The organism is Aeromonas molluscorum (assembly GCF_051376105.1).
Lineage (GTDB): Bacteria > Pseudomonadota > Gammaproteobacteria > Enterobacterales > Aeromonadaceae > Aeromonas > Aeromonas molluscorum.
This window is the reverse complement of sequence record NZ_JBPQCY010000002.1, coordinates 786,310-806,255: the sequence shown is the minus strand read 5'-3', so window position 1 is coordinate 806,255 and position 19,946 is coordinate 786,310. Positions and strand designations below refer to the sequence as shown.

General features: G+C 63.4%; 16 protein-coding genes. 9 read left to right on the top strand and 7 right to left on the bottom strand.

Going from position 1 to position 19,946, the window contains the following annotated elements; all coding sequences use genetic code 11:
* Positions 1-67 precede the first annotated feature (67 nt).
* Positions 68-475 (top strand): large-conductance mechanosensitive channel protein MscL, encoded by a 408-nt coding sequence (gene mscL / locus ACSMDR_RS14310; RefSeq protein WP_005894682.1) that lies wholly within the window; start codon positions 68-70, stop codon positions 473-475.
* 99 nt (positions 476-574) lie between these two features.
* Here mscL and xerD read toward each other — a convergent pair whose 3' ends face one another.
* Positions 575-1,492 (bottom strand): site-specific tyrosine recombinase XerD, encoded by a 918-nt coding sequence (gene xerD, locus ACSMDR_RS14305; RefSeq protein WP_436468681.1) that lies wholly within the window; start codon positions 1,490-1,492, stop codon positions 575-577.
* Positions 1,493-1,683: 191 nt separating this feature from the next.
* Here xerD and fldB point away from each other — a divergent pair, with 191 nt between their 5' ends.
* From fldB to ACSMDR_RS14285, 4 genes are all read left to right on the top strand, one after another.
* Positions 1,684-2,202: a flavodoxin FldB gene (gene fldB, locus ACSMDR_RS14300; RefSeq protein ID WP_005894688.1), complete on the top strand. Its 519-nt coding sequence runs from the start codon at positions 1,684-1,686 to the stop codon at positions 2,200-2,202.
* Positions 2,203-2,354: 152 nt separating this feature from the next.
* A complete protein-coding gene (locus tag ACSMDR_RS14295; RefSeq protein WP_436468680.1) occupies positions 2,355-3,755 on the top strand; it encodes a TldD/PmbA family protein in 1,401 nt (466 codons plus the stop codon).
* Positions 3,755-5,095: a TldD/PmbA family protein gene (locus tag ACSMDR_RS14290; protein ID WP_436468679.1), complete on the top strand. Its 1,341-nt coding sequence runs from the start codon at positions 3,755-3,757 to the stop codon at positions 5,093-5,095. The genes ACSMDR_RS14295 and ACSMDR_RS14290 overlap by 1 nt, the downstream gene beginning before the upstream one ends.
* 205 nt (positions 5,096-5,300) lie before the next feature.
* Positions 5,301-5,693, top strand: a complete 393-nt coding sequence (locus tag ACSMDR_RS14285) for a VOC family protein (protein WP_436468678.1) — start codon at positions 5,301-5,303, stop codon at positions 5,691-5,693.
* 69 nt (positions 5,694-5,762) lie between these two features.
* Here the strand turns inward: ACSMDR_RS14285 and ACSMDR_RS14280 are convergent, their stop codons facing one another.
* Entirely contained in the window at positions 5,763-6,701 is a 939-nt protein-coding gene (locus ACSMDR_RS14280; RefSeq protein WP_436468677.1) for a L,D-transpeptidase family protein, read from the bottom strand.
* Positions 6,702-7,046: 345 nt separating this feature from the next.
* On the opposite strand from ACSMDR_RS14280, the gene ACSMDR_RS14275 reads away from it, so the two are divergent.
* On the top strand, positions 7,047-8,420 hold the full coding sequence (locus tag ACSMDR_RS14275) for an endonuclease/exonuclease/phosphatase family protein (RefSeq protein ID WP_436468676.1): 1,374 nt from the start codon (positions 7,047-7,049) through the stop codon (positions 8,418-8,420).
* Positions 8,421-8,476: 56 nt separating this feature from the next.
* Here the strand turns inward: ACSMDR_RS14275 and ACSMDR_RS14270 are convergent, their stop codons facing one another.
* The 3 genes from ACSMDR_RS14270 to dsrO are packed head-to-tail and all read right to left on the bottom strand — an operon-like array spanning position 8,477 to position 13,492.
* Positions 8,477-11,584 (bottom strand): tetrathionate reductase subunit A, encoded by a 3,108-nt coding sequence (locus ACSMDR_RS14270; RefSeq protein WP_436468675.1) that lies wholly within the window; start codon positions 11,582-11,584, stop codon positions 8,477-8,479.
* Positions 11,584-12,720 carry an NrfD/PsrC family molybdoenzyme membrane anchor subunit gene (gene nrfD, locus ACSMDR_RS14265; protein ID WP_436468674.1) on the bottom strand — a complete coding sequence of 379 codons (1,137 nt, stop codon included), beginning with the start codon at positions 12,718-12,720 and terminating at the stop codon, positions 11,584-11,586. The genes ACSMDR_RS14270 and nrfD overlap by 1 nt, the downstream gene beginning before the upstream one ends.
* On the bottom strand, positions 12,710-13,492 hold the full coding sequence (dsrO, locus tag ACSMDR_RS14260; protein WP_436468673.1) for a sulfate reduction electron transfer complex DsrMKJOP subunit DsrO: 783 nt from the start codon (positions 13,490-13,492) through the stop codon (positions 12,710-12,712). Before dsrO ends, nrfD begins: the two co-directional genes overlap by 11 nt.
* A gap of 151 nt (positions 13,493-13,643) precedes the next feature.
* On the opposite strand from dsrO, the gene ACSMDR_RS14255 reads away from it, so the two are divergent.
* The 3 genes from ACSMDR_RS14255 (at position 13,644) to pepE (ending at position 17,246) form a co-directional block, all read left to right on the top strand.
* On the top strand, positions 13,644-15,677 hold the full coding sequence (locus ACSMDR_RS14255) for a sensor histidine kinase (protein ID WP_436468672.1): 2,034 nt from the start codon (positions 13,644-13,646) through the stop codon (positions 15,675-15,677).
* A gap of 83 nt (positions 15,678-15,760) precedes the next feature.
* Complete coding sequence (locus tag ACSMDR_RS14250; RefSeq protein ID WP_436468671.1) at positions 15,761-16,366, top strand: response regulator transcription factor; 606 nt, start codon at positions 15,761-15,763, stop codon at positions 16,364-16,366.
* 151 nt (positions 16,367-16,517) lie between these two features.
* Positions 16,518-17,246, top strand: a complete 729-nt coding sequence (gene pepE, locus ACSMDR_RS14245; protein ID WP_005901062.1) for a dipeptidase PepE — start codon at positions 16,518-16,520, stop codon at positions 17,244-17,246.
* A gap of 76 nt (positions 17,247-17,322) precedes the next feature.
* Here pepE and ACSMDR_RS14240 read toward each other — a convergent pair whose 3' ends face one another.
* A complete protein-coding gene (locus ACSMDR_RS14240; RefSeq protein WP_436468670.1) occupies positions 17,323-18,867 on the bottom strand; it encodes a DHA2 family efflux MFS transporter permease subunit in 1,545 nt (514 codons plus the stop codon).
* 10 nt (positions 18,868-18,877) lie between these two features.
* Positions 18,878-19,939 carry an HlyD family secretion protein gene (locus ACSMDR_RS14235; protein ID WP_436468669.1) on the bottom strand — a complete coding sequence of 354 codons (1,062 nt, stop codon included), beginning with the start codon at positions 19,937-19,939 and terminating at the stop codon, positions 18,878-18,880.
* Positions 19,940-19,946: the final 7 nt, after the last annotated feature.

Here is a 19,946-nt window from a genome sequence, read left to right as displayed (position 1 = left end):
GCCTGCCCCCAGCCCTCACTCCATGACCAATAACTTCGCTCAACTTTACCCATTTGGAGAGATTTCAATGAGCCTGATCCAGGAATTCAAGGCCTTTGCTGCCCGTGGCAACGTGATCGACATGGCCGTCGGTATCATCATAGGTGCCGCCTTCGGCAAGATAGTCTCCTCGTTCGTCGGTGACATCATCATGCCCCCCATCGGCATCATCCTCGGCGGGGTCGACTTCAGCGATCTGGCCGTAGTGCTCAAGGCGGCGGAGGGTGATGCCCCGGCCGTGGTCATCGCCTATGGCAAGTTCATCCAGACCATCATCGACTTCCTGATCATCGCCTTTGCCATCTTCATGGGCGTCAAGGCCATGAACAGCATGAAGAAGAAAGCCGAGGAAGCGCCTGCGGCGCCAGCCGCGCCGACCAAGGATCAAGAGTTGCTGAGCGAGATCCGCGATCTGCTCAAACAGCAGGGCAAATAGCCCAAGCCGTTGCAGGGCTGGCCCCACCGGGCTGCGCCATTAAAAAAACCGCCCCCGGCGGTTTTTTTTATCTTGTATTGGCGCCTGTGATGGCGTCCATCAGGCGCGGGGGTGATGCTCGCCATGCAGCGCCTTGAGCCGTTCATTCGCCACATGGGTGTAGATCTGGGTAGTGGAAAGATCCGCGTGCCCCAGCAGCATCTGCACCACTCTCAAGTCGGCGCCATGGTTGAGCAGATGAGTGGCGAAAGCGTGGCGCAGGGTATGGGGGGACAGTTCCCCGGCAATGCCGGCGCGCAAGGCATACAGCTTGATGCGATGCCAGAAGGTCTGACGGGTCATCATCTGCGCTCGTTTGGAAGGGAAAACCACGTCCGAGCTGACCCCGCCGAGCAGTAGAGGGCGCGAGGCGCGATAGTAACGCTCGAGCCAATGCACCGCCTCCTCCCCCATGGGCACCAGTCGCTCCTTGTTGCCCTTGCCCACCACTCGTACCAACCCCTGACGAAGGCTCAGGTGCTCGGCGGTCAACCCCACCAGCTCAGAGACCCGCAAGCCGGTGGCGTAGAGCAGCTCCAGCATCGCCTTGTCCCGCAACTCAAGCGGGTCCTCCACATCAGGCTCATCGAGCAAGGTGCCAACCTGCCCCTCACTCAGGTCTGAGGGGAGCTTCTTGGGCAACTTGGGTCCCTCCAGCAAGACGGTCGGATCGTCACTGCGCAATTTCTCCCGATTGAGATATTGATAGAAGCGGCGCAAGGCAGAGAGAAAGCGCGCCGTGCTGCTGGGGGCGAAGCCCTGATCCACCCGCCAGGCGAGGTAGTGCTGGATCTCGGCCATCCCCGCCAGCAGCAGGGCGCTGCCCTGCGCATCCAGCCAATGGGCAAACTTGCTCAAGTCGACCCGGTAGGATGCCACGGTATTGTCAGACAGGCCCCGCTCCAGCCAGAGCGCGTCGAGGAACTGCTCAATCAGGGGGTGCGGGGACTTGGCGGACTTGACGGTTTTCTTGGTCATGGGGCGGCCGGGTTGACGAACAGGTTGCCATTCTAACGCCAAGCCTGGGCGGTACGACAAGAGATGAGCGACACGAAACCCGCCAGTCCCCCCGAAAGGGCACCAACAGTGGCGATGAACCGGCCAGGCTGGGAAGCTGTCCCCACTCTCTGGTAAACTTGCCCCCTTACTTTGAGCTGGCTGGAAGAGCGATGAAGATAGGTCTGTTTTACGGTTCCACCACCTGTTACACCGAGATGGCCGCCGAGAAGATCCGCACCCTGCTGGGCCCGGAGCTGGTCGACATCCACAATATCAAAGACGTGCCCCTGGCGCGCATGCAAGATTACGAGATCCTGATCCTCGGCATCTCCACCTGGGATTTTGGCGAGTTGCAGGAAGACTGGGAGTCCAGCTGGGATGACATTGCCGGGCTCGACCTTGAGGGGCGCATCATCGCCCTGTTCGGCATGGGTGATCAGCTCGGCTACGGCGACTGGTATCAAGATGCCCTCGGCCTGCTCCACGACCAGCTGCAGCCCAAGGGGGTCAAGCTGGTGGGTTACTGGCCCAATGAAGGCTACGAGTTCGAGGCCTCCAAGGCACTCATCGACGACGGTCGCCACTTCGTCGGGCTGGCCCTCGATGACGCCAATCAGTATGAGCAAACGGATGAGCGACTCGAACAGTGGGTCGAACAGATCCTGAGCGAGATCCAGGAGCTGCTCTAAGCCTGCCTCCCTGCGTATTTTCTATTGTCGTCATCGGGTTAGGCCTAGCGACTTTTGCACACTGGTCTGTAACAATGTTAACCAGCGCCCAACATAACCCTAAAAATCGGGGCGCTGGAAGCAAACAGGAATAGACCAGAAAAGGAAATTCTATGATCAAGACCTCTCTCCTTGCCCCTGCGATTGCCCGCGACGTGCTCGATCACGCTCTGGCGCTTGGGGCCGACTTCGCCGAACTCTTCGTGGAGCGCAAACGCCGCAGCCAGATAAGCCTGCTGTCGAGCCAGATAGAAAATATCAGTGGCGGCCTCGATTTCGGCATAGGCGTGCGCCTGTGCTACGGCCACAAGGTGCTCTACGGCTACACCAACCTGGCCGACCGCGACGAGCTGTTGCGTATCGTCACCCTGCTGGCGGCCAAGGACAGGCGTGACCCCATGGTCACCGCCACCGCCTTCGACTTCACCCGCTTCACCGATCGCAACCCTGTGGCCCTGCCGCTCTCGGCCGACAAACTGCTGGAGCAGAAGATCGCCTACTTGCATGCCATGGATGCCGCGGCACGCAGCGAGAGTGACAAGTTGAGCCAGTTCTCCGCCAATGCCCTTGGCTGGGAGCAGGAGGTCGAGATCTTCAACAGCGAGGGGCTTTGGATAAGCGATCGCCGCCACTACAACCGCATCATGGCCCAGGCCATCGCCGCCCAGGGCAGTGAGCAGACCATGGGCTATGAAGCCCCCGGCGCCCTCATGGGCTGGGAGCATGCGGCCAGCATAGACCCACGGGAGCTGGCACTCACCGCCACCCGTCAGGCGCTGGTCAAGCTTGGCGCAGCCCCCTGCCCGAGCGGCAAGCTGCCGGTCATCATGGAGAGCGGCTTTGGCGGCGTCATCTTCCACGAGGCGTGCGGCCATCTGCTGGAAACCACCTCGGTCGCCAAGAAGGCCTCGGTGTTCCACGACAAGATGGGCCAGCTTATCGCCAATCCGGCGGTCAGCGCCGTGGACGAAGGCTTGCAAGGCAACGCCTGGGGCTCCATCAACGTCGATGATGAAGGCATGGCGACCCAGCACACCCAGCTCATCAAGGATGGCGTGCTGACCGGTTTCCTGGTCGACCGCATGGGGGCGCTCAAGACCGGCCATGCCCGCACCGGCTCAGGGCGGCGCGAATCCTATCGCTTCGCTCCCGCCTCGCGCATGCGCAACACCTTCATCGAAGCGGGCAACCACAGCCTCGCCGACATGCTGGCCACGGTGGAGCACGGCATCTATGCCAAGAAGATGGGCGGTGGCTCGGTACAACCCGGTACCGGCGAGTTCAACTTCAATGTGCAGGAGGCCTACCTCATCGAGCACGGCAAAATAACCCGCCCCCTCAAATCGGCCACCCTGATAGGCACAGGCCCCCAGGTGCTCAAGGAGATCTCCATGGTCGGCCGCGATCTGGCCCTGGCCGCGGGCATGTGTGGTTCCGTCTCGGGCTCAGTGCCCACCTCGGTCGGCCAGCCAGCCTTGAAAGTGGATAACATCTTAGTGGGAGGGAACGCCTGATGAGCACACTCGATATGAATACTCTGCTCAGCCGCCTGCTGGAGAAAGTGGCCGATATCAATGCCGAGGCGGATCTCATCGCCAATCAGGACAAGGCGTTCTCCCTCAAGGCCGACAAGGGGGAGCTTGGTGAATACAAGGTCACCAGCAGCCAGCAGGTTGGCCTGCGTCTCATCAAGGATGGCCGGGTCGGCATCGCCTATTCGGAGTCTCTGGATGAAGCAGCCCTCGATGCCATGTTGCAAGATGCCCTCGACGCCAGCCGCTTCGCCAAGGTGGATGCGGATCAGGCCATCCGAGTGGCCAACAGTCAGCTCAATACCGATTGCGCCGAGATCCATCAACCCGACCTGACTCCGGTGGAGGAGAAAATAGCCCTGGCCCTGCGCCTCGAGGCGGACATGCTGGCCTTACCGGATGTGACAGGTGCGCCTTACAACAGCCTGTTCGAGGGGGAGAGCCGCCTCTGGCTCGCCAACAGCTTGGGGACGCTCTGCCAGCACAGCGAGTTCAGCGTCGGCTGCTATACCTCGGCGCTGGTTGAGCGTGAAGGGCGGCAGTCCATGCATTATCAAGGACAGTACGGCCGCCGCTTCGACGAACTCGACAGCCGCCCCCTCATCGAGCAGGTTTATGGCGTAGCTGAGGGGCTGCTGATGGGGGAAGCCGTGCCGAGCGGCCGCTACAGCGCCCTGTTCAGCACCAACTGCCTGGCCAGCCTGTTTGGCTGCTTCCAGTCGGCGCTGTCTGGCAAATGGGCCCAGCAGGGGATAAACCCCTGGCGCGGCAAGCTTGGCCAGTCTGTGGCCTCCCGCTGGCTCACCCTGGAGAGCCGGGTCCATATGCCGGGAGGCATGAACATCAAGGCCTTCGATGGAGAAGGGGCCCCCAGCACCGATCTATTGCTGATTGGCGAGGGGGAGCTCAAGACGCTGCTCCACAACAGTGCCACGGCTCACCACTTCGGCATCCAGAGCAATGGGGCCGCCTCACGCAGCGCCCGTGGCGCCCTGGATGTCAGCCCGCGCCATCTGGTGTTTGGCACAGGTCCCCACAGCGAGGCCGAGGTCAAAGCGGGCGAGTATCTGGAACTGGTCAAACTCGACGGTATGCACTCGGGCGCCGATGCGGTGAGCGGCGACTTCTCGTTCGGCGCCTCCGGCTTCCTGTGTCGGGACGGTGTTCCCGTTGCGCCGGTGCGCGGCATCACGGTTGCAGGCAACTTCTACCGCCTGCTGGGAGAGCTGGAAGCGGTCGGCGACCGGCTGCACCACGACGATGGCAAGGGCTTCTATGCCCCCCTCATCCGTTTCGGCGGGCTGAGCATCGCCGGCAAGTGAGACCTTTGGACAAGGAGAGCCGCAGCCTGCCGGCACAGAGATGGGTCGGTGGCCTGAACCTAGAAGGCAACTGACTGTATGCAGTGCAGAAGCGGCTGCTCTCCCCCACTCCAAAACGGCGCCTGATGGCGCCGTTTTTTCATAGATGGCGCCCCTGCTCAGCCACTCCTACCCTCAAGGAGCCACCGGTCGCATCGGCCGGAACATGCTGGAGAATACGAAGATGGACAATACCCTGGTCTGGGCCGACATTCCGACTCGGGATCTGGATCGCGCCATGGCCTTCTATGCCGCCCTGCTCGACGTGGACGTCACGCCGGTACAGGAGGAGATACGCTTCGCCATGCTGCGCCACGACGGCAACAACGCGGCGGCCTGCCTCGGCCCCATGGATGAATACCACCAGCCCGGCGCCGCCGGCCCCCTCATCTACCTTTCCCTGGGCGATCGACTGGAAGAGGCGCAGCGGCTGGTGCCCGGCCTTGGCGGGCGCGTGCTGGCCCCCCTGCACAGCATTGGCAGCGGCCATGGCTCCCGGGTCATCATAGAGGACACCGAAGGCAACCGGCTCGCCCTCTATGCCCCACCCGGCCCCTGAGTGGCCACCAGAAACAACAACGGCGACCCTGGGGTCGCCGTTGTTGTTTCGCCTAGAGCGAGGAGTCGATCACGCCTCGGGATTGAGGCGCGTCGGCATACCGGAACGCTGCTCCAGGGCCTCTTTCACCAGCTTGGAGTCGTTCTCTGCATGCGCGACGAAACGGCTGATGGGGGCCGTCAGCTTGAGCGGCACCGGTGTATTGGAGTTGAACTCGGCTTCGCTGCGCGACAGCGGCTCATGGACTTCCATGTAACGGCTGCCATCGGGTTCGACCGTGGCCTTGACTGGCTGGTTGACGAACTGGACGCGAGTGCCGACCGGTACCTTCTCGAACAGATACTTGATGTCGTCGGCGCGCAGGCGGACGCAACCGCTGCTCACCCGCAGACCGATACCGAAGGTCGCATTGGTACCGTGAATGGCATAGAGGTTGCCGATGTAGAGGGCGTGCAGACCCATGGGGTTATCCGGGCCGGCTGGCCAGACTGCGGGCAGTGACTTGCCTTGAGCCGCGTAGCGGCGGCGTATGTTCTCGGTCGGCGTCCAGGTCGGGTTGGCACGCTTACGCTCCACCTTGGTGACCCAGTTCTCCGGGGTGTTGACCCCAAGCTGGCCAATGCCTATCGGCAGCACCTGTACCACTTTCTTGCCCTTGGGGTAGTAGTAGAGACGCATCTCGGCCACGTTGATGACGATCCCCTCGCGCGGGGCATCCGGCAGTATCAACTGATGAGGGATCACCAGCGTGCTGCCCGCTTTGGGCAGGAAGGGATCCACGCCGGGGTTGGCTTCCATGATGTTGGTCAGGCCCAGCTGAAAATCAGAGGCGATCTGCTCGAGGGGGCGATTGTCCGCCGGCACCACGTACTCCTGATTTTCACCGATCAAACGGCTGTTGGCGGCGGGCAGAGCATATTCAACAGCGGCGGCCTGCTGGCTGACCAGTGTCAGGCTGCACAAGAGGGCCGAGGCGGCGACGCGAAGCGTGGTACTAAAGGCGTTCATACAATTCCTATAGGGGTTTCTGTGACCTGAACTGGGGGAGGTGCACGCTCGTCATGAGCTGCGGGCACCGCTGGTGCGCATTCTTCCTTGCCGAGGCGCAAATTTCAACGTCCAGACGGGGGATTTATCACTCAGGACCCCGCTTTTGGCACTATTTAATCATTTAAGTTATCGCCACTTGGCTGACTATTCCATGAACAGCGGGATCCTCCCTGCCCCGCGGCCATTTCACAGCATGTGAAATGGCTCACAATCGAGGTCAATTGACACTCAACCTTCATCCCGGCGCCTTATAATGCCGGCGCCCCAAAAAGGCGCTAACCTATTGACGCTACGGAAAATATAATGAAAAACATCAATAAGACCCTGCTGGCCGCCGCCATTTCCCTCGGAATGCTGGCAGGCTGCAACAGCCAAAATGACTCAAAGGCCCCAGATCCCATGGTTCGTTTCGCCACCTTCAATCTATCGTTTGATCGCACCGCCGCCGGTATGCTCTCCGGCGAACTGGCCCTGGACCGCGCCGCCCAGGACGTCCTGCTGAGCCGCTACCAGGACGGAGACAGCAGCCTCGGCAAGGCCGAGATCACCCGCGCCAAAAACGTGCAGCAGATCCGCAATATTGCCGAAATCATCCAGCGCACCCGGCCGGATGTCTTCCTGCTCAACGAGTTCGACAACGACGGCAAGGGCGAAAGCACCGCCGATCTCAAGGCCTTCAACGACAACTACCTGGCCCATGCCCAGCACGGCGAGGTGACCGCCATCCGCTACCCTGTGATGCAGAATTTTGCCACCAACACCGGCCTGATGAGCGGCCATGACCTCAACCTGGACGGAAAGCGCAACAGCGGGCCGGACGACGCCTGGGGCTTTGGCAACTACCATGGCCAGTACGGCTTCGCCGTCATGTCCCAGTACCCCATCGATACCAAGCAGATCCGCACCTTCCAGCACTTCAAGTGGAAGGATATGCCCGGCGAAACGAACCCCGTCATCGACGACTGCAACAACCCCAGGGCGCCGATCCCGGCGGGCCGCCAGTGCGGCGAGCCCTGGTATGACGACGCCGCCTGGGCGCAGTTCCCGCTCTCCTCCAAGAACCACGCGGATGTGCCAGTGCGCATCAAGCAGGGTGACAAGGAGGAGGTGATCCACTTCCTCATCTCCCACCCGACTCCGCCCATCTTCGGCAACGCGGCGCGCCACAACGTCAAGCACAACCGCGCCGAGGTCGCCTTCTGGCAGGACTATGTGGAGAGCGCCAGCTACATGGTGGACGACACCGGCAAGGCGGGCGGCCTGCCACAGGGTGCCCGCTTCGTCATCGCCGGGGATCTCAACGCCGATCCGCAAGCAGGCGATGGCGATCTCAGTGCCATCCAGGACTTGCACAACCATGTGCTGGTCAATCAGGCGGTCAGCAACGGCGCCCTGATCCCGATCAGCCAGGGGGGCCCCGAGTGCCTCGCCAGCCAGCCGGATCAGTGCAAGCGCAACAACAACCGCCCCACGCCGGAGCGCATCACCAGCAGCAGCGGCCTGCAGCTCGATCACCTGCTGCCTTCCGCCAATCTCAATGCCATCGCCTCCGGGGTGTTCTGGCCCGCCAGTTTCGAGCCGGGCTACCATCTGGTCTATGACGCCAAGCTTGGCATCGCCAAGGGGGTGAGTTCGGATCATCGCCTGGTGTGGGTCGACCTCGAACTGGACAACTGATCCCAAGGACGTCACTCAAAAAAAGCGGGGCCAACAGGCCCCGCTTTTTTCTTCGTTTACACCAGCTTGTCGACCCGGGCTGGCAAGCCCTGGCGCGCCGAGGATCCAATGGCCCAATCCACCAGGGGATAGCGGCCGTGACGACTGGGATCCAGCACCGCCAGATCGTTGAGGTTCACCCCGGCGCCGCGCAGGGCACTGGCGGCCACCTCCTTGCCGTCGACCCAATGCGCCCTCGCCCCCAGCTCCTTGTGACCGAAACCGTGCTCGATGGCGATGGCATCTTCCTGCACCCCGGCCACGCACTCGGCCAGCCCGATCACGCTGCCATTGGGGGTACTGACCCGCACCCTGTCCCCGCTCACTATGCCAAGCCGGGCCGCCGTCTGGACGTTGAGCCGCACCCCGTTGCTGGGGTGCACCTGACGCAGGCGATCCGAGCCGATGCTCATGGAGCTCATGGTGTGCGACTTGTAGCTGGTCAGCAGCAGGGGCCACTGGGCCGGCTTGAACGCCTCGCTCAGCGGCGTGCCATCGGCGAGCTGGGGTCGGAAGAAGCGCGGGGTGCCGCTCAGGAAATGGCCGCTCTGGCTGTGGCGGCGACTGCCCACCGCCGGGTTCCACAGCATCAAGGGCTTGGGCCAGCGCTTGCTCGGCTGACCCGATTCATCGCGCCCCTTGGCGACCGGCTCGAAGCGCCCGCCCCGGGCGAAGAGGTAGGCAGCGCGGCCCGCCTCCTCCGCACTCAGGGTGGCGTTGAGAATGGGCAGGATCCGTTCCACCCCGGACCAGGCGAGATCCTCAGGTCCGATGGGAGGCACAGGCTCGCCGAGATAGGCCACGTTGGCCGCCCCGTAGAGGGAGAAGTCCGCCGCCTTGTTCAGGGCGTGCAGCTTGCCATCCGCCCCTTTGAGGGCCCCCTCGCCAAAGCCCGGCAACCCCAGGCGCTTCGCCACGGCGATAAAGAAGGACTCCATGCAGACTGGATCCCCCGAGGCACTCTTGGCAACGCGAGGCTCCACCACGGGCCAGCGGCCGGTCGAGACCTTGGTCATGACCCCGTGCCAGGCCGTGGCCCAGCCCCAGGACTCGTAGGTCAGGGTGTCAGGCACTATGTAGTCCGACAGCGCCGAGGATTCGTTGATGAAGCTGTCGATGCTGACAAAGAGCGGCAGCACCTTGGGGTCTTTAAGCTGCTCGCCGATGGCCTGATGCAGCCCGGCCTGACCGTAGAGGGGATTGCCCATGTGGTTGATCCAGACCTTGGCGCGGTAGGGATAGCCACTTACCGCCGCGGTCAGGTGCTCACCCAGCAGCGGGCCAGAGAGCGGGAACCAGGGCTCGCGGGCCGGGTAGGGGTTCTGCCCCGCCTCTTTCTTGCGGCGATATTCCGAGGTCTTCTCGTAGGGGAACTTGGATCGCGACAGGAAGACACCGGCGGGTTTGACCATACCCGGGAAGCTCTCCAGATCGTAGCGCGGCCCGGCCCCGAAGGGGTTGAACTTGCCACCGCTCGCCACGGCGCCGCCTCGGGCGTTGAGGTTTCCTATCATGGCGTTGAGCATCATGATGGCCCAGGCCGAATAGAAGCCGTTGGCGCTCATGGTGCCGCCGTGACTGATCACCGCCGCCCGGGTGCCGTGGCTGGTGAACTCCCGGGCAAGCTCCTCGATATCGCTCACCGGCACGGCGCACTCCTGGCTGTAATGCTCAAGGGAGTGCTCCCGGCACGCCTCGGCCAGAAGCTGGAAGCTGCTCTTGACCGCCAGCGTCCCACCCGCAGTCGGGAGGCGGCGATCCACCCAGAGCCGGGCCCGCTCGCACTGCCCGGCCACGCGCAGCTCGCCACTGCCCTCCTCGACCACCAGCACCCCATCCCCTTCCCCATAGGCCTCGCCACCGTGGGGCAGCCCCAGGTCGCTGGCGTGCAGCATCTGGCCGAAGCGGGGATGGGTCTCGTCGCAGACAACCAGATGGCTGGCGTTGCAAAAGCCGCGATAACCGGCCCGCTCGGCCGCAACTGCATGGGGTGCCGCCAGGAAGGGCTCGGCGTAGCGGTCGTTGTCGATGATCCAGCGCAGCATGGCCAGGGCCAGGGCCGAATCCGTGGCGGGCTTGATGGGCAACCAGCGGTTGGCGGGCGCCGAGGGCAGGTTGACCGTATTGGGCAGACTGGGGGCCACCACCACGTAGGAGAACGGCTTTCCCTCCCTCGCCCGGTTCGACGCCAGCTGGCGGGATTGGCGCTTGAAAGGGTTGCCGGACTGCTGGGGGGAGGTACCCATGAACAGCAGAAAATCGCTCTCGTCCCAGTCGGGCTTGAGGTGGGCATTTTTCTCCAGATCGTCGAGCAGGGCGCCTGCCCCCGCCCGAAATGACAACCCGCAATAGGCACCGTGGTTGGCGAAGTTGCGGGTGCCGAAGCTGTTGAAGGTGAAGCGCTTGATGAAGACGTCGCGCCCCTCGTCCGAGGCGTTGCTCACCAGCAACTGGTTGGCCTTGGGGCCATATTCGGGGTTGGCAGAGTCGAGCGGCTCATTGAGGTTGCGAATGGCCCGCAGCCCCTCGATGCTGCCCTCACCAAACAGATCGCCCCCCTCCACCACCTCGGTTACCAGCTGTTCGAAGGAGATGCTCTGCCACTGGCCGCTGCCACGGGGCCCCACTCGCTTGAGGCATTGGGTAACCCGGTGCGGGCTGTCGAGCTGTTCGAGCATGGCGTTGCCCCGGGCGCAGGCGGTAGAGCGACCATTGAGCCCCCCTTCCTGATAACCGCTGGTGCCAAGCAGCGCCTGTTTGACCGGCGTCTTGAAATCGATGTGATGCTGGGCGGAGAGCGGGTGATAGGGGTTGCCGAGGATGCGCACTATCTTGTCGCTCTCGTTGTCGATGCGGGCCCGCACCCCGCACAGGGTCCAGCAACCCAGGCACATGGTGTTGGCCAGGCGCTGGGCCGGGTTGGGATGAAGATCCCCCTGCTCGTCGACCCTGTACTCCACGGCAAGGGAGTTGCCATGGATGGGATCCCGAGTCGGTTTGCCCGAGCTGCCGGTCGCCACCCCGCTCACGACGTGCTTGAGGGTGTCGCTGTAACCGGCAACGAACAATCCGGTGCCACCGGCAATGGCGGCCCCTTTGAGAAACTTGCGTTTGCTGTGATCCATCAGATTGCCTCGCGAGCGGAATGAGTAGGAGATGCCTTGGCGGTGGATGCCTTGCCGGTGGATGGCACAGAGGAAGCGCGCACCAGCTCGGAGAGCGCCACCAACAGGGCCAGCAGCAGGCCGAAGGTGCCGAGAATGCCGAGTACCCCGGCCGGCCCCCAGGCTATCTGGTAGAAGTAGGCACCGGCGCCATATTTGGGCACCAGCTGCCCCTGGATAAGCACCAGCCAGCGCAGGCCCCAGACCAGATGCAGCGCCAGCAGCGCCGTTCCCCACAGCGCCAGGGGCTGCCAGCGGGCGCCCAGGCGCTGCCCCACCAGCAACAGGGTCGCCAACAACCCCAGGGTCAGCAGCAGCCAGTGGGCCGCCAGCCGCCAGCTCGGATCGAGCCGATAGAGGGCGCCAGCCTCCGTCGCCGAGGCGCCGCCAAACAGAGTCCAGCCCAGCAGAGAGAGCGCCAGCAGCGCCAGGGTCGGGCGGATCTGGCGCTGCAGCCCCGCCTCCGTGCGTTGCTGCCAGCCGGCCAGCAGGCGGTTGAGCAGCAACAGGGCGCTCTGGGCCGCCAGCAGTGCGCTGAGCGCCAGCAACCAGGGCAGCCAGGGGGTATGCCAGAGCGGGCGAGCCTCGACCACCATGGTCTCCAGACCTGTGTAGAGGGCGATGCTGAGTCCGCTCAGGGCGGCCAGCAGGGCCAGCGGCTTGAGCCAGCGATCCCCGGACCAGCCTCCCAGGCAGAGCAGGCGGGCCATAGCGGCAACCCTGTCAGTCTCCGCGCCGCGCAGGGCCAGACTAGGTCTTATCAGCAACCAGCCGAGCAGCATGCTAAGCAGACTGAACAGGGGCAGCAGGTAGGCGCCATACCACATGATGGAACTGAACCGGGGCTGGGCGTAGAAGTGCCAGGCCCGGGCTGGCTGATGCAAGTCCGCGGTCAGGGCGATGGGGGCCACCACCCCGGCCGCCATCATCAGCACGGCGGCCAACATTTGCAGTCGCCGATCCGGCACCTTGTGCCACAGATCCAGCGCGCCGAGCCAGAGAGCACCATAGGCCAGGCCGATGAGGAAGAAATATTGCACCGCCCAGGGCAGCCAGGTGATGGGCTGATCCGGGGTCAGCAGTTCATTAATGGTCATGGGCTATCTCCTTGCCGTCATCGCCGAGCAGGGTGCGTTGGGCGGGGTTGCCATCGATCTTGCTGACAAAGGCCTCGTCCATGCCCAGATAGAAGACCCGCGGCTGGGTATTGGCCTCGGGTTTGAGCACCTTGAGGGCGGACTCGTGAGTGCGCAGCAGCTGGCTTATCTGGCTGGCGGGATCATTGAGATCCCCGATGATGCGGGCCTCGCCGACGCAGGTCTCCACGCAGGCGGGCAGAAGCCCCGCCTCCAGCCGGTGGGCGCAGAAGGTGCACTTGTCGGCGGTGTTGGTCTCGTGGTTGATGAAACGGGCGTCATAGGGGCAGGCCTGCACGCAGTAGCCGCAGGCGACGCACCAGTCGTTGTTGACCACGACGATGCCGTCGTCGCGCTGGAAGGTGGCACCGGTGGGACAGACATCGAGGCAGGCGGGTTCGGCGCAGTGGTTGCACAGGCGAGGCAGCATGAACAGAGAGGCGGGGGCATCGAGCGCCGCCACATCGCTCACCTCGTACTGGCTGACAGTGGTGCGAAACTGGCCGAGGGGGGGCTGGTTTTCGATGGTGCAGGCCACGGTGCAGGCCTGGCAACCGACGCAGCGGCGCAGATCGATCAGCATGCCGTAGCGCTTGCGCTTGTCACCCCGGCTGATGGCCACGTCGCCATTGCGGGGGGCAGGGCCAGGCTGAGCCTGAACCACGGGGATCAGGGCAGCCCCCGCGGTGAGGGCGGCAATCCCGGATAACAATCGGCGCTTGCTGAGCTCCATGGCTTTTTCCTTGTGCTGGCTTGCCCGAAGCAGGGCAAGCGGGGGATGAGCCCATTGTCCCCAGCCACCGGAACCGTTCTATTGTGGTTTTCCACATACCGGGAGCCGGGTTGATCCAGCGCAATGAAATCGGCCCGAAAAAGACTGAATTGTGACGGGGGCGGCGTTCATCTCCACTGTGCCGACCGAACCTCATTCAAATGCTCGGCCCGATGATAGACTGGGCGCCATCGTCAATTGCCAACACGCATTCAAGGAGAGCCTCCTGCGCAGCCCAGCCCCTCTGCCCCCCACATGCAAGCTCTGGTTGGCCCTGCTGCTCTGGCTGGTCGCGGTGCCCCTCCTGGCCGCGTCGGCCGACCCCGCATCCATAGAAGCCGCGCCGATGCAGGCACAGGACCAGCCGGTGCGCGTCGGGGTACTGGCGACCCGCGGTCTCCCGGTGGCCCGCCATCAGTGGCAACCGCTCATGAGCTGGCTGGACAAGAGGGTGCCGGGCCAGCACTTCGAATTGATGCCCCTGGAGCTCGATGCCCTGGCCGACGCCGTCGCCGGTCAAAGGCTGGATTTTGTCATCACCAACCCGGGGCAATCGGTCAGCCTGTCGCGCCAGTATCCGCTGGCCTGGCTCGCCACCCTCAAGAGCCCGGCCGGCGGTGACAACCTCGCCATCGGCGCTGCCCTGGTGGTACGAGCTGACGCCCCCTTCCAGCACTGGCAGGATCTCAAGCGCCAACCGGTTGCCGCCGTGTCGGAGAACGCCTTCGGTGGCTACCTCGCCTATCGCTTCGAGGCCAGTCAGCAAGGGGTGCGGCTCGACAACTTCTTCTCTGCGGTGCGCTTCACCGGCTTCCCCCTCGACAGGCTCATCACGCAACTGGCGGCAGGCAAGGTCAGCGCCGCCATAGTGCCGGTCTGCCAACTGGAGCGCATGGCGCGGGAGGGCAAGATCGCCTATGCCGATTTCCGGGTGCTGGACAACAGGGCACCGGCCGGCTTTGGTTGCCAGAGCTCGACCCGGCTCTACCCCAACTGGTCTTTTGCCAAGACGGAGCAAGCCTCCCCCGAACTGGCGCTGGCAGTCACCCGCGCCCTGTTTGCCCTGCCCCCCGACAGCCTGGCCGCCATTGCCGCCGATTCGGCGGGCTGGACGGTGCCCACCAGCCAGCTCAGCATAGATCGCCTGCTCAAGGCGCTGGATCGCCATCCCCTGCAGGGTCCCTGGTGGCAGTCGGCATGGCACTGGCTGCGCCAGCATCAGCAGTGGGGTTGGGGTGCCCTGCTGCTGATGTTGCTGCTCGGCGGCCACCACCTGCTGCTGCAACATCTGTTCAACCGCAGCCAGCGTCGCCTGCTCGCCACCCGCCGCCAGCTCGATGACAAGCGGCGCCAGCTCGAGCAAGCCCAGCGCCTCGCCCAGTTCGGGGAGCTCGGTGCCAACATGGCCCACGAGATCAACCAGCCCCTCACCGCCATCGCCAACTACAGCCAGGGTGCCCTGCTGCGTCTCGCCAGACAGACCCTGGACCCGGCCAAGGCGGACAGGGATCCAGCCCTGAACCTCGCCCTGACGCAGGCGCTGGAGCAGATAGGGCAGCAGGTCACTCGTATCACCCAGACCATCAACCGGCTGAGATCCCGCCTGCAGAAGCGGCCACGTCAGGCCGAGCCCACGGACTTGCCCGCCCTGGTCGAGCAGTTGACGCCGCTGCTGCAACAGATGCTGACGCCGCTCGACGTCCGGCTGGCCCTGAGCTGGCACGGTGAGCCCCGTCTGCTCCCCCTGGATGGCATTGGGGTCGAGCAGCTGCTGGTAAATCTCATCAAGAATGGCGCCGAGAGTGCGGCCCGGCACCCCAAGGGGTCAGATCACATCGAAGGGGGGATGGCACAGACGGATGAGCCGCGAGTCGAGGTATTGATCACCTTCGAAGAGGATCAACTGCGGCTGGAGGTACGCGACAATGGCCCGGGCCTGACGGCGCCCCAGGCGCAGCTGCAGCAGGCGTTTTACAGCGACAAGGCCGATGGCATGGGCTTGGGACTCGCCATCTGCCGGGACGTGGTGGAGTTTCATCGCGGCCAATTCACCCTGAGCAACCTGAGCCCCAGGGGCTGCCTCGCCCGGGTTGTCCTGCCCATTCCTGGCCCGGATGCCGCCCCGACCATCGAGGGAGGGAACTGAGATGCAGACCACCACCCAGGGTGCCCTCTCCTTGTATCGCCAAGGGGTCGTCGCCTTCCCCACCATCAAGAGAAAGAATTGATATGCCGACCACAGCCCGCCTCCCTCTCTATCTGGTCGACGACGATCAGGCCGTGCTCGACTCCCTGCGCTTCATGCTGGAGAGCTGTGATCGGGCGGTGAGCTGCTTTGCAGACGGTGAGCATTTTCTGAGTGAGGTGGATCTGAGCCAGCCTGCCTGCCTCATCCTGGATTGCCGCATGCCGGGCCTGTCGGGCCCCGAGCTGCAGCAGCGGCTGAAGGCGGCCCAGAGCCCCATCGCCATCCTCTTTCTCACCGGTCACGGCGATGTGCCCCTGGCGGTGGAATCCCTCAAGCAGGGAGCCATCGATTTTCTGCAAAAGCCCGTGCAGCTCACCACGCTGCTCGACGCCATAGCAGGCGCCAATCAGGCAAGCCAGGCGGCGGCGCAGCGGCTGGCCCGCCTGATCGCCTACCGGCGCCTCCCCCCCCGCGAGCATCAGTTGCTGCACCTGATAGCCTCAGGCCACAAGAACCAGCAGATAGCCCAGGATCTCTGCATCTCGGTGCGCACCGTCGAAGTGTGCCGTGCCAGCCTGATGAAGCGGCTCGAAGTCAATTCACTGGCCGAACTGATACTGCTCTATGCCGACGTGACCTCCTCTTGACGCTAGGCGGTCAAGGGGTGAACAAACAGCCATAGGCGGAGACACAAAGCGCGATGAGATCACACACTTGGCGCCGGGATGGCGCTAGAGTGCCCACCTCCCTTTATCAGGGCCAGCCTTGGCCCTGCGCCTTTTAAATTGAGGAATCAATATGGAACTGCTGTTACTGAGCAACGGAAAAACCACGGAACACCCCGGCCTGCTGGGCTGGGCACGTCAGCGGGTGCAAGCCTTGCTCGCGGCCAGGGGCGTCAACCAGATAGTGCTGGTGCCTTACGCCGTGATCCGCGGTGACTGGGATCAGCGGGCCCGGGATCTGGAGGAGAGCCTGGGGGTTGAAGTCGTCAGCATCCACAGATCCGACGATCCTGTCTCGGCCATTGAAAGCGCGCAGGCCATCTTCGTCAGCGGTGGCAACAGCTGGCGGTTGAATCAGCAGCTCCATGAGCAAGGTTTGATAGTCCCCATCCAGCGCGCCGTGCGCGAACGGGGTGTGCCCTATGTGGGCTGGAGCGCAGGTTGCAACGTGGCGACCCCGAGCATTCGCACCACCAACGACATGCCGGTTTGCAACGCCGCCGTGCTGCCCGCCCTCGGCCTGTTCCCGCTGCAGATCAATCCCCACTATCTGGATGCCAGCATCAGCGGCCACATGGGGGAGACCCGTGATGAGCGCCTCGCCGAGTTCTGTGCCATCAACCCAAGCGAATCCGTGCTTGCCCTGCGCGAAGCCAGCCTGCTGCAAATCAGCGGCGAGCACATCGAATACTGGAGCGTGCGTGGCGAAGGCTACAAAGTCTTCAAGCATGGAGAAGAGATCAAGGAGTACCAGGATGCCCGCCCGCTCGGCGCCTTGACCCCCTTCACGGCCAAGCTCTGAACCACAGCCAGACGTAGAAAAGAGGGATGCCTTTGGCATCCCTCTTTTCTACGTCCGACAGCCAGGGCCAGGATGGTCACTCCAGTACGGGAGCCTCACTCCTGGTGCCGTTGCCACGCTTGGGGGAGCGCAACAGCAGCACCAGCGGAATGGCACAGAGACTGACCCACATCATCAATCGGAAATCCTGCAGATAGGCGAGGGTCGCGGCCTGGCGGGTCACCTCGCCGTCGATCGCGCTGAGCCCCTTCACCGTCTCCAGGTTATAGACCCCGAGATCGACGCCCTGGCGCAGGGCCTGATTGAACGGATTGATGTAGCTGGCAAAGACCTCATGATTCATCTGAGTTCGCTGAGCCAGATAAGTGATCACCACAGAGATGCCGATGCTGCTGCCAATGTTGCGCATCAGGCTGAACAGAGCTGTGCCTTCGTTGCGATAACGCGGGGCCAGGGTGGCGAAGGTGATGGTGGATAGCGGCACGAAGATGAAGCCCAGCCCAAGGCCTTGCACCAGACCGGTACGCACTATGTCCCAGCTGCTGATATTGGTGTTGAACAGGGTCATCTCCCACATGGAGAGGCTGGTGAGCAAGAGTCCCAGCAGGATCAAGTAGCGGGTATCCAGCCTTCCCGAGAGACGCCCCACCAGCATCATGGCCACCATGGTCCCCACCCCGCGCGGCGCCAGCAGGTAACCGACGTCAATCACCGGGTAGCCCATCAGGCTCTGCATGAAGGGCGGCAGCAGGGTCATGGTCGCCAGCAATATGATGCCCACGATGAAGATGAATACCAGACCGACACTGAAGTTGCGATCCCGAAACAGGGCCGGCTCTATGTAGGGGTGTGAATGGGTGAAAATATGCACCACGAACAGGTAAAAACAGAGCACGACCAGCCCCGTCTCTATGACTATCTCGCTGCTGGCAAACCAGTTCTGGGACTGGCCCCTGTCCAGTGCCATCTGCAGCGCCCCTATGCCGACGCTGAGCAGGGCGAAACCGAGCAGATCAAAGCGGCGGCTGACGTTGAGCTTGGTCTCCTCGATAAAGGCGGCGATGCCGAACCAGGCCAGCAGACCGAACGGTAGGTTGATGTAAAACACCCAGCGCCAGTTGTAATATTCGGTCAGCCAGCCCCCCAGCGACGGTCCGAGGATGGGGCCCACCATGACCCCCACTCCCCAGAGCGCCATGGCGGAGCCATGTTTTTCGGGGGGATAAGAGTCGAGCAGCACCGCCTGGGAGAGGGGCACCAGACTGGCGCCGAAGATCCCCTGCAACAGCCGAAACAGCACTATCTGCTCCAGGCTCTGGGCCGCGCCGCACAGCATGGAGGCAATGGTAAATCCCGCCACCGACCACATGAACAGCCGTTTTCGACCGACCTTGTCAGAGATGAAACCGGTCAGCGGCATAAAGATGGCGGCGGCGACGATATAGGAAGTGAGCACCCAGGAGATCTGATCCTGGGTCGCCCCCATGGCGCCCTGCATGTGGGGCAGCGCCACATTGGCGATGGTGGTATCCAGCGCCTGCATGATGGTGGCCAGCATCACCGAGAGGGTAATGAGACCAAGATGGGCCTTGCTGGCCCCTTCCTGAGTGGGGGCCGTCATCGGGCAGGCCTCACAACGACCAGCCAAGCAGACTGCGTTGCTGAGCCGTGTCTATCTCGGCAACGGCGCTGAGTCCGGCCCTGAGCACAGGCTCGGCGCTGGCATCATCGAGACGGATCCGCACCGCGACTCTCTGGGTAATCTTGACCCAATTGCCGGTGGCATTCTGGGCCGGGATCACCGAGAACTCGGAGCCGGTGGCCGGGCTCAAGCTCTCGACCACTCCGGTCCAGTGCGCGTCCGGGTAGGTATCCACGCTGATGCTTACCTGTTGGCCAGGTTTGACATGAGTCAGGTCCGTCTCGGTGAAGTTCGCTTCAATCCAGGGGGCGTCTGTTTCCACCAGCATCATGGCCGTCATGCCCACCAGACTGTACTGACCCGGCTTGGGCAGTTGGCTGACGATGCCATTGACCGGGGCATAGATCTTGGTGCGAGCCAGATCCAGCTTGGCCTTGGCCAGCTCGGCGGCCGCTTCCATGTAGGCCGGTTGCTGGCTCACCGACAGGTTCACGTCACCGTTCAAGGAAGCCTCAATCTGCTTGAGCCCCTCCTCCAGTGCGAGCTGTTGCTGGGCCGTCTGTATGGTGAGCTGGCGCGCATCGTCATAATTGGCAGTCGAGGTGAAGTGCTTGGCGACCAGGTCGGCCTGGCGGCGCTCCTCTTTCAGTGCATATTGGTGGCGGGTACGGGCCACGGCGATTTCAGCCTGCTGACCACGATAACTGGTCTGCAGCGCCACCAGATCGGTGCGCACCTTGGCCAGTTCCGCCTCGGCCTTGCCCACGGCCAGCTGGAAAGAGGCAGGATCCAGTTCAAACATCAGATCCCCGGCCCTGACCTGGGCGTTCTCCTTGACCATCACCTTGGCCACTCGGCCAAGCACCTCGGTACTGATGGGGACCTTGTCTGCCTTCACGTAGGCATTGTCCGTCTCCACATAACGCCCCCCCAACATATAAAGAATGCCGCAGCCAAAGAGGGCGACAAGGGGGACCACAACCAGCAGTAGCCGCCGGGTACGGCGTCGGTCAAAGGCCACCACAGGGGTGGATGTTGGCTCAGTCGTCATGGGAAAC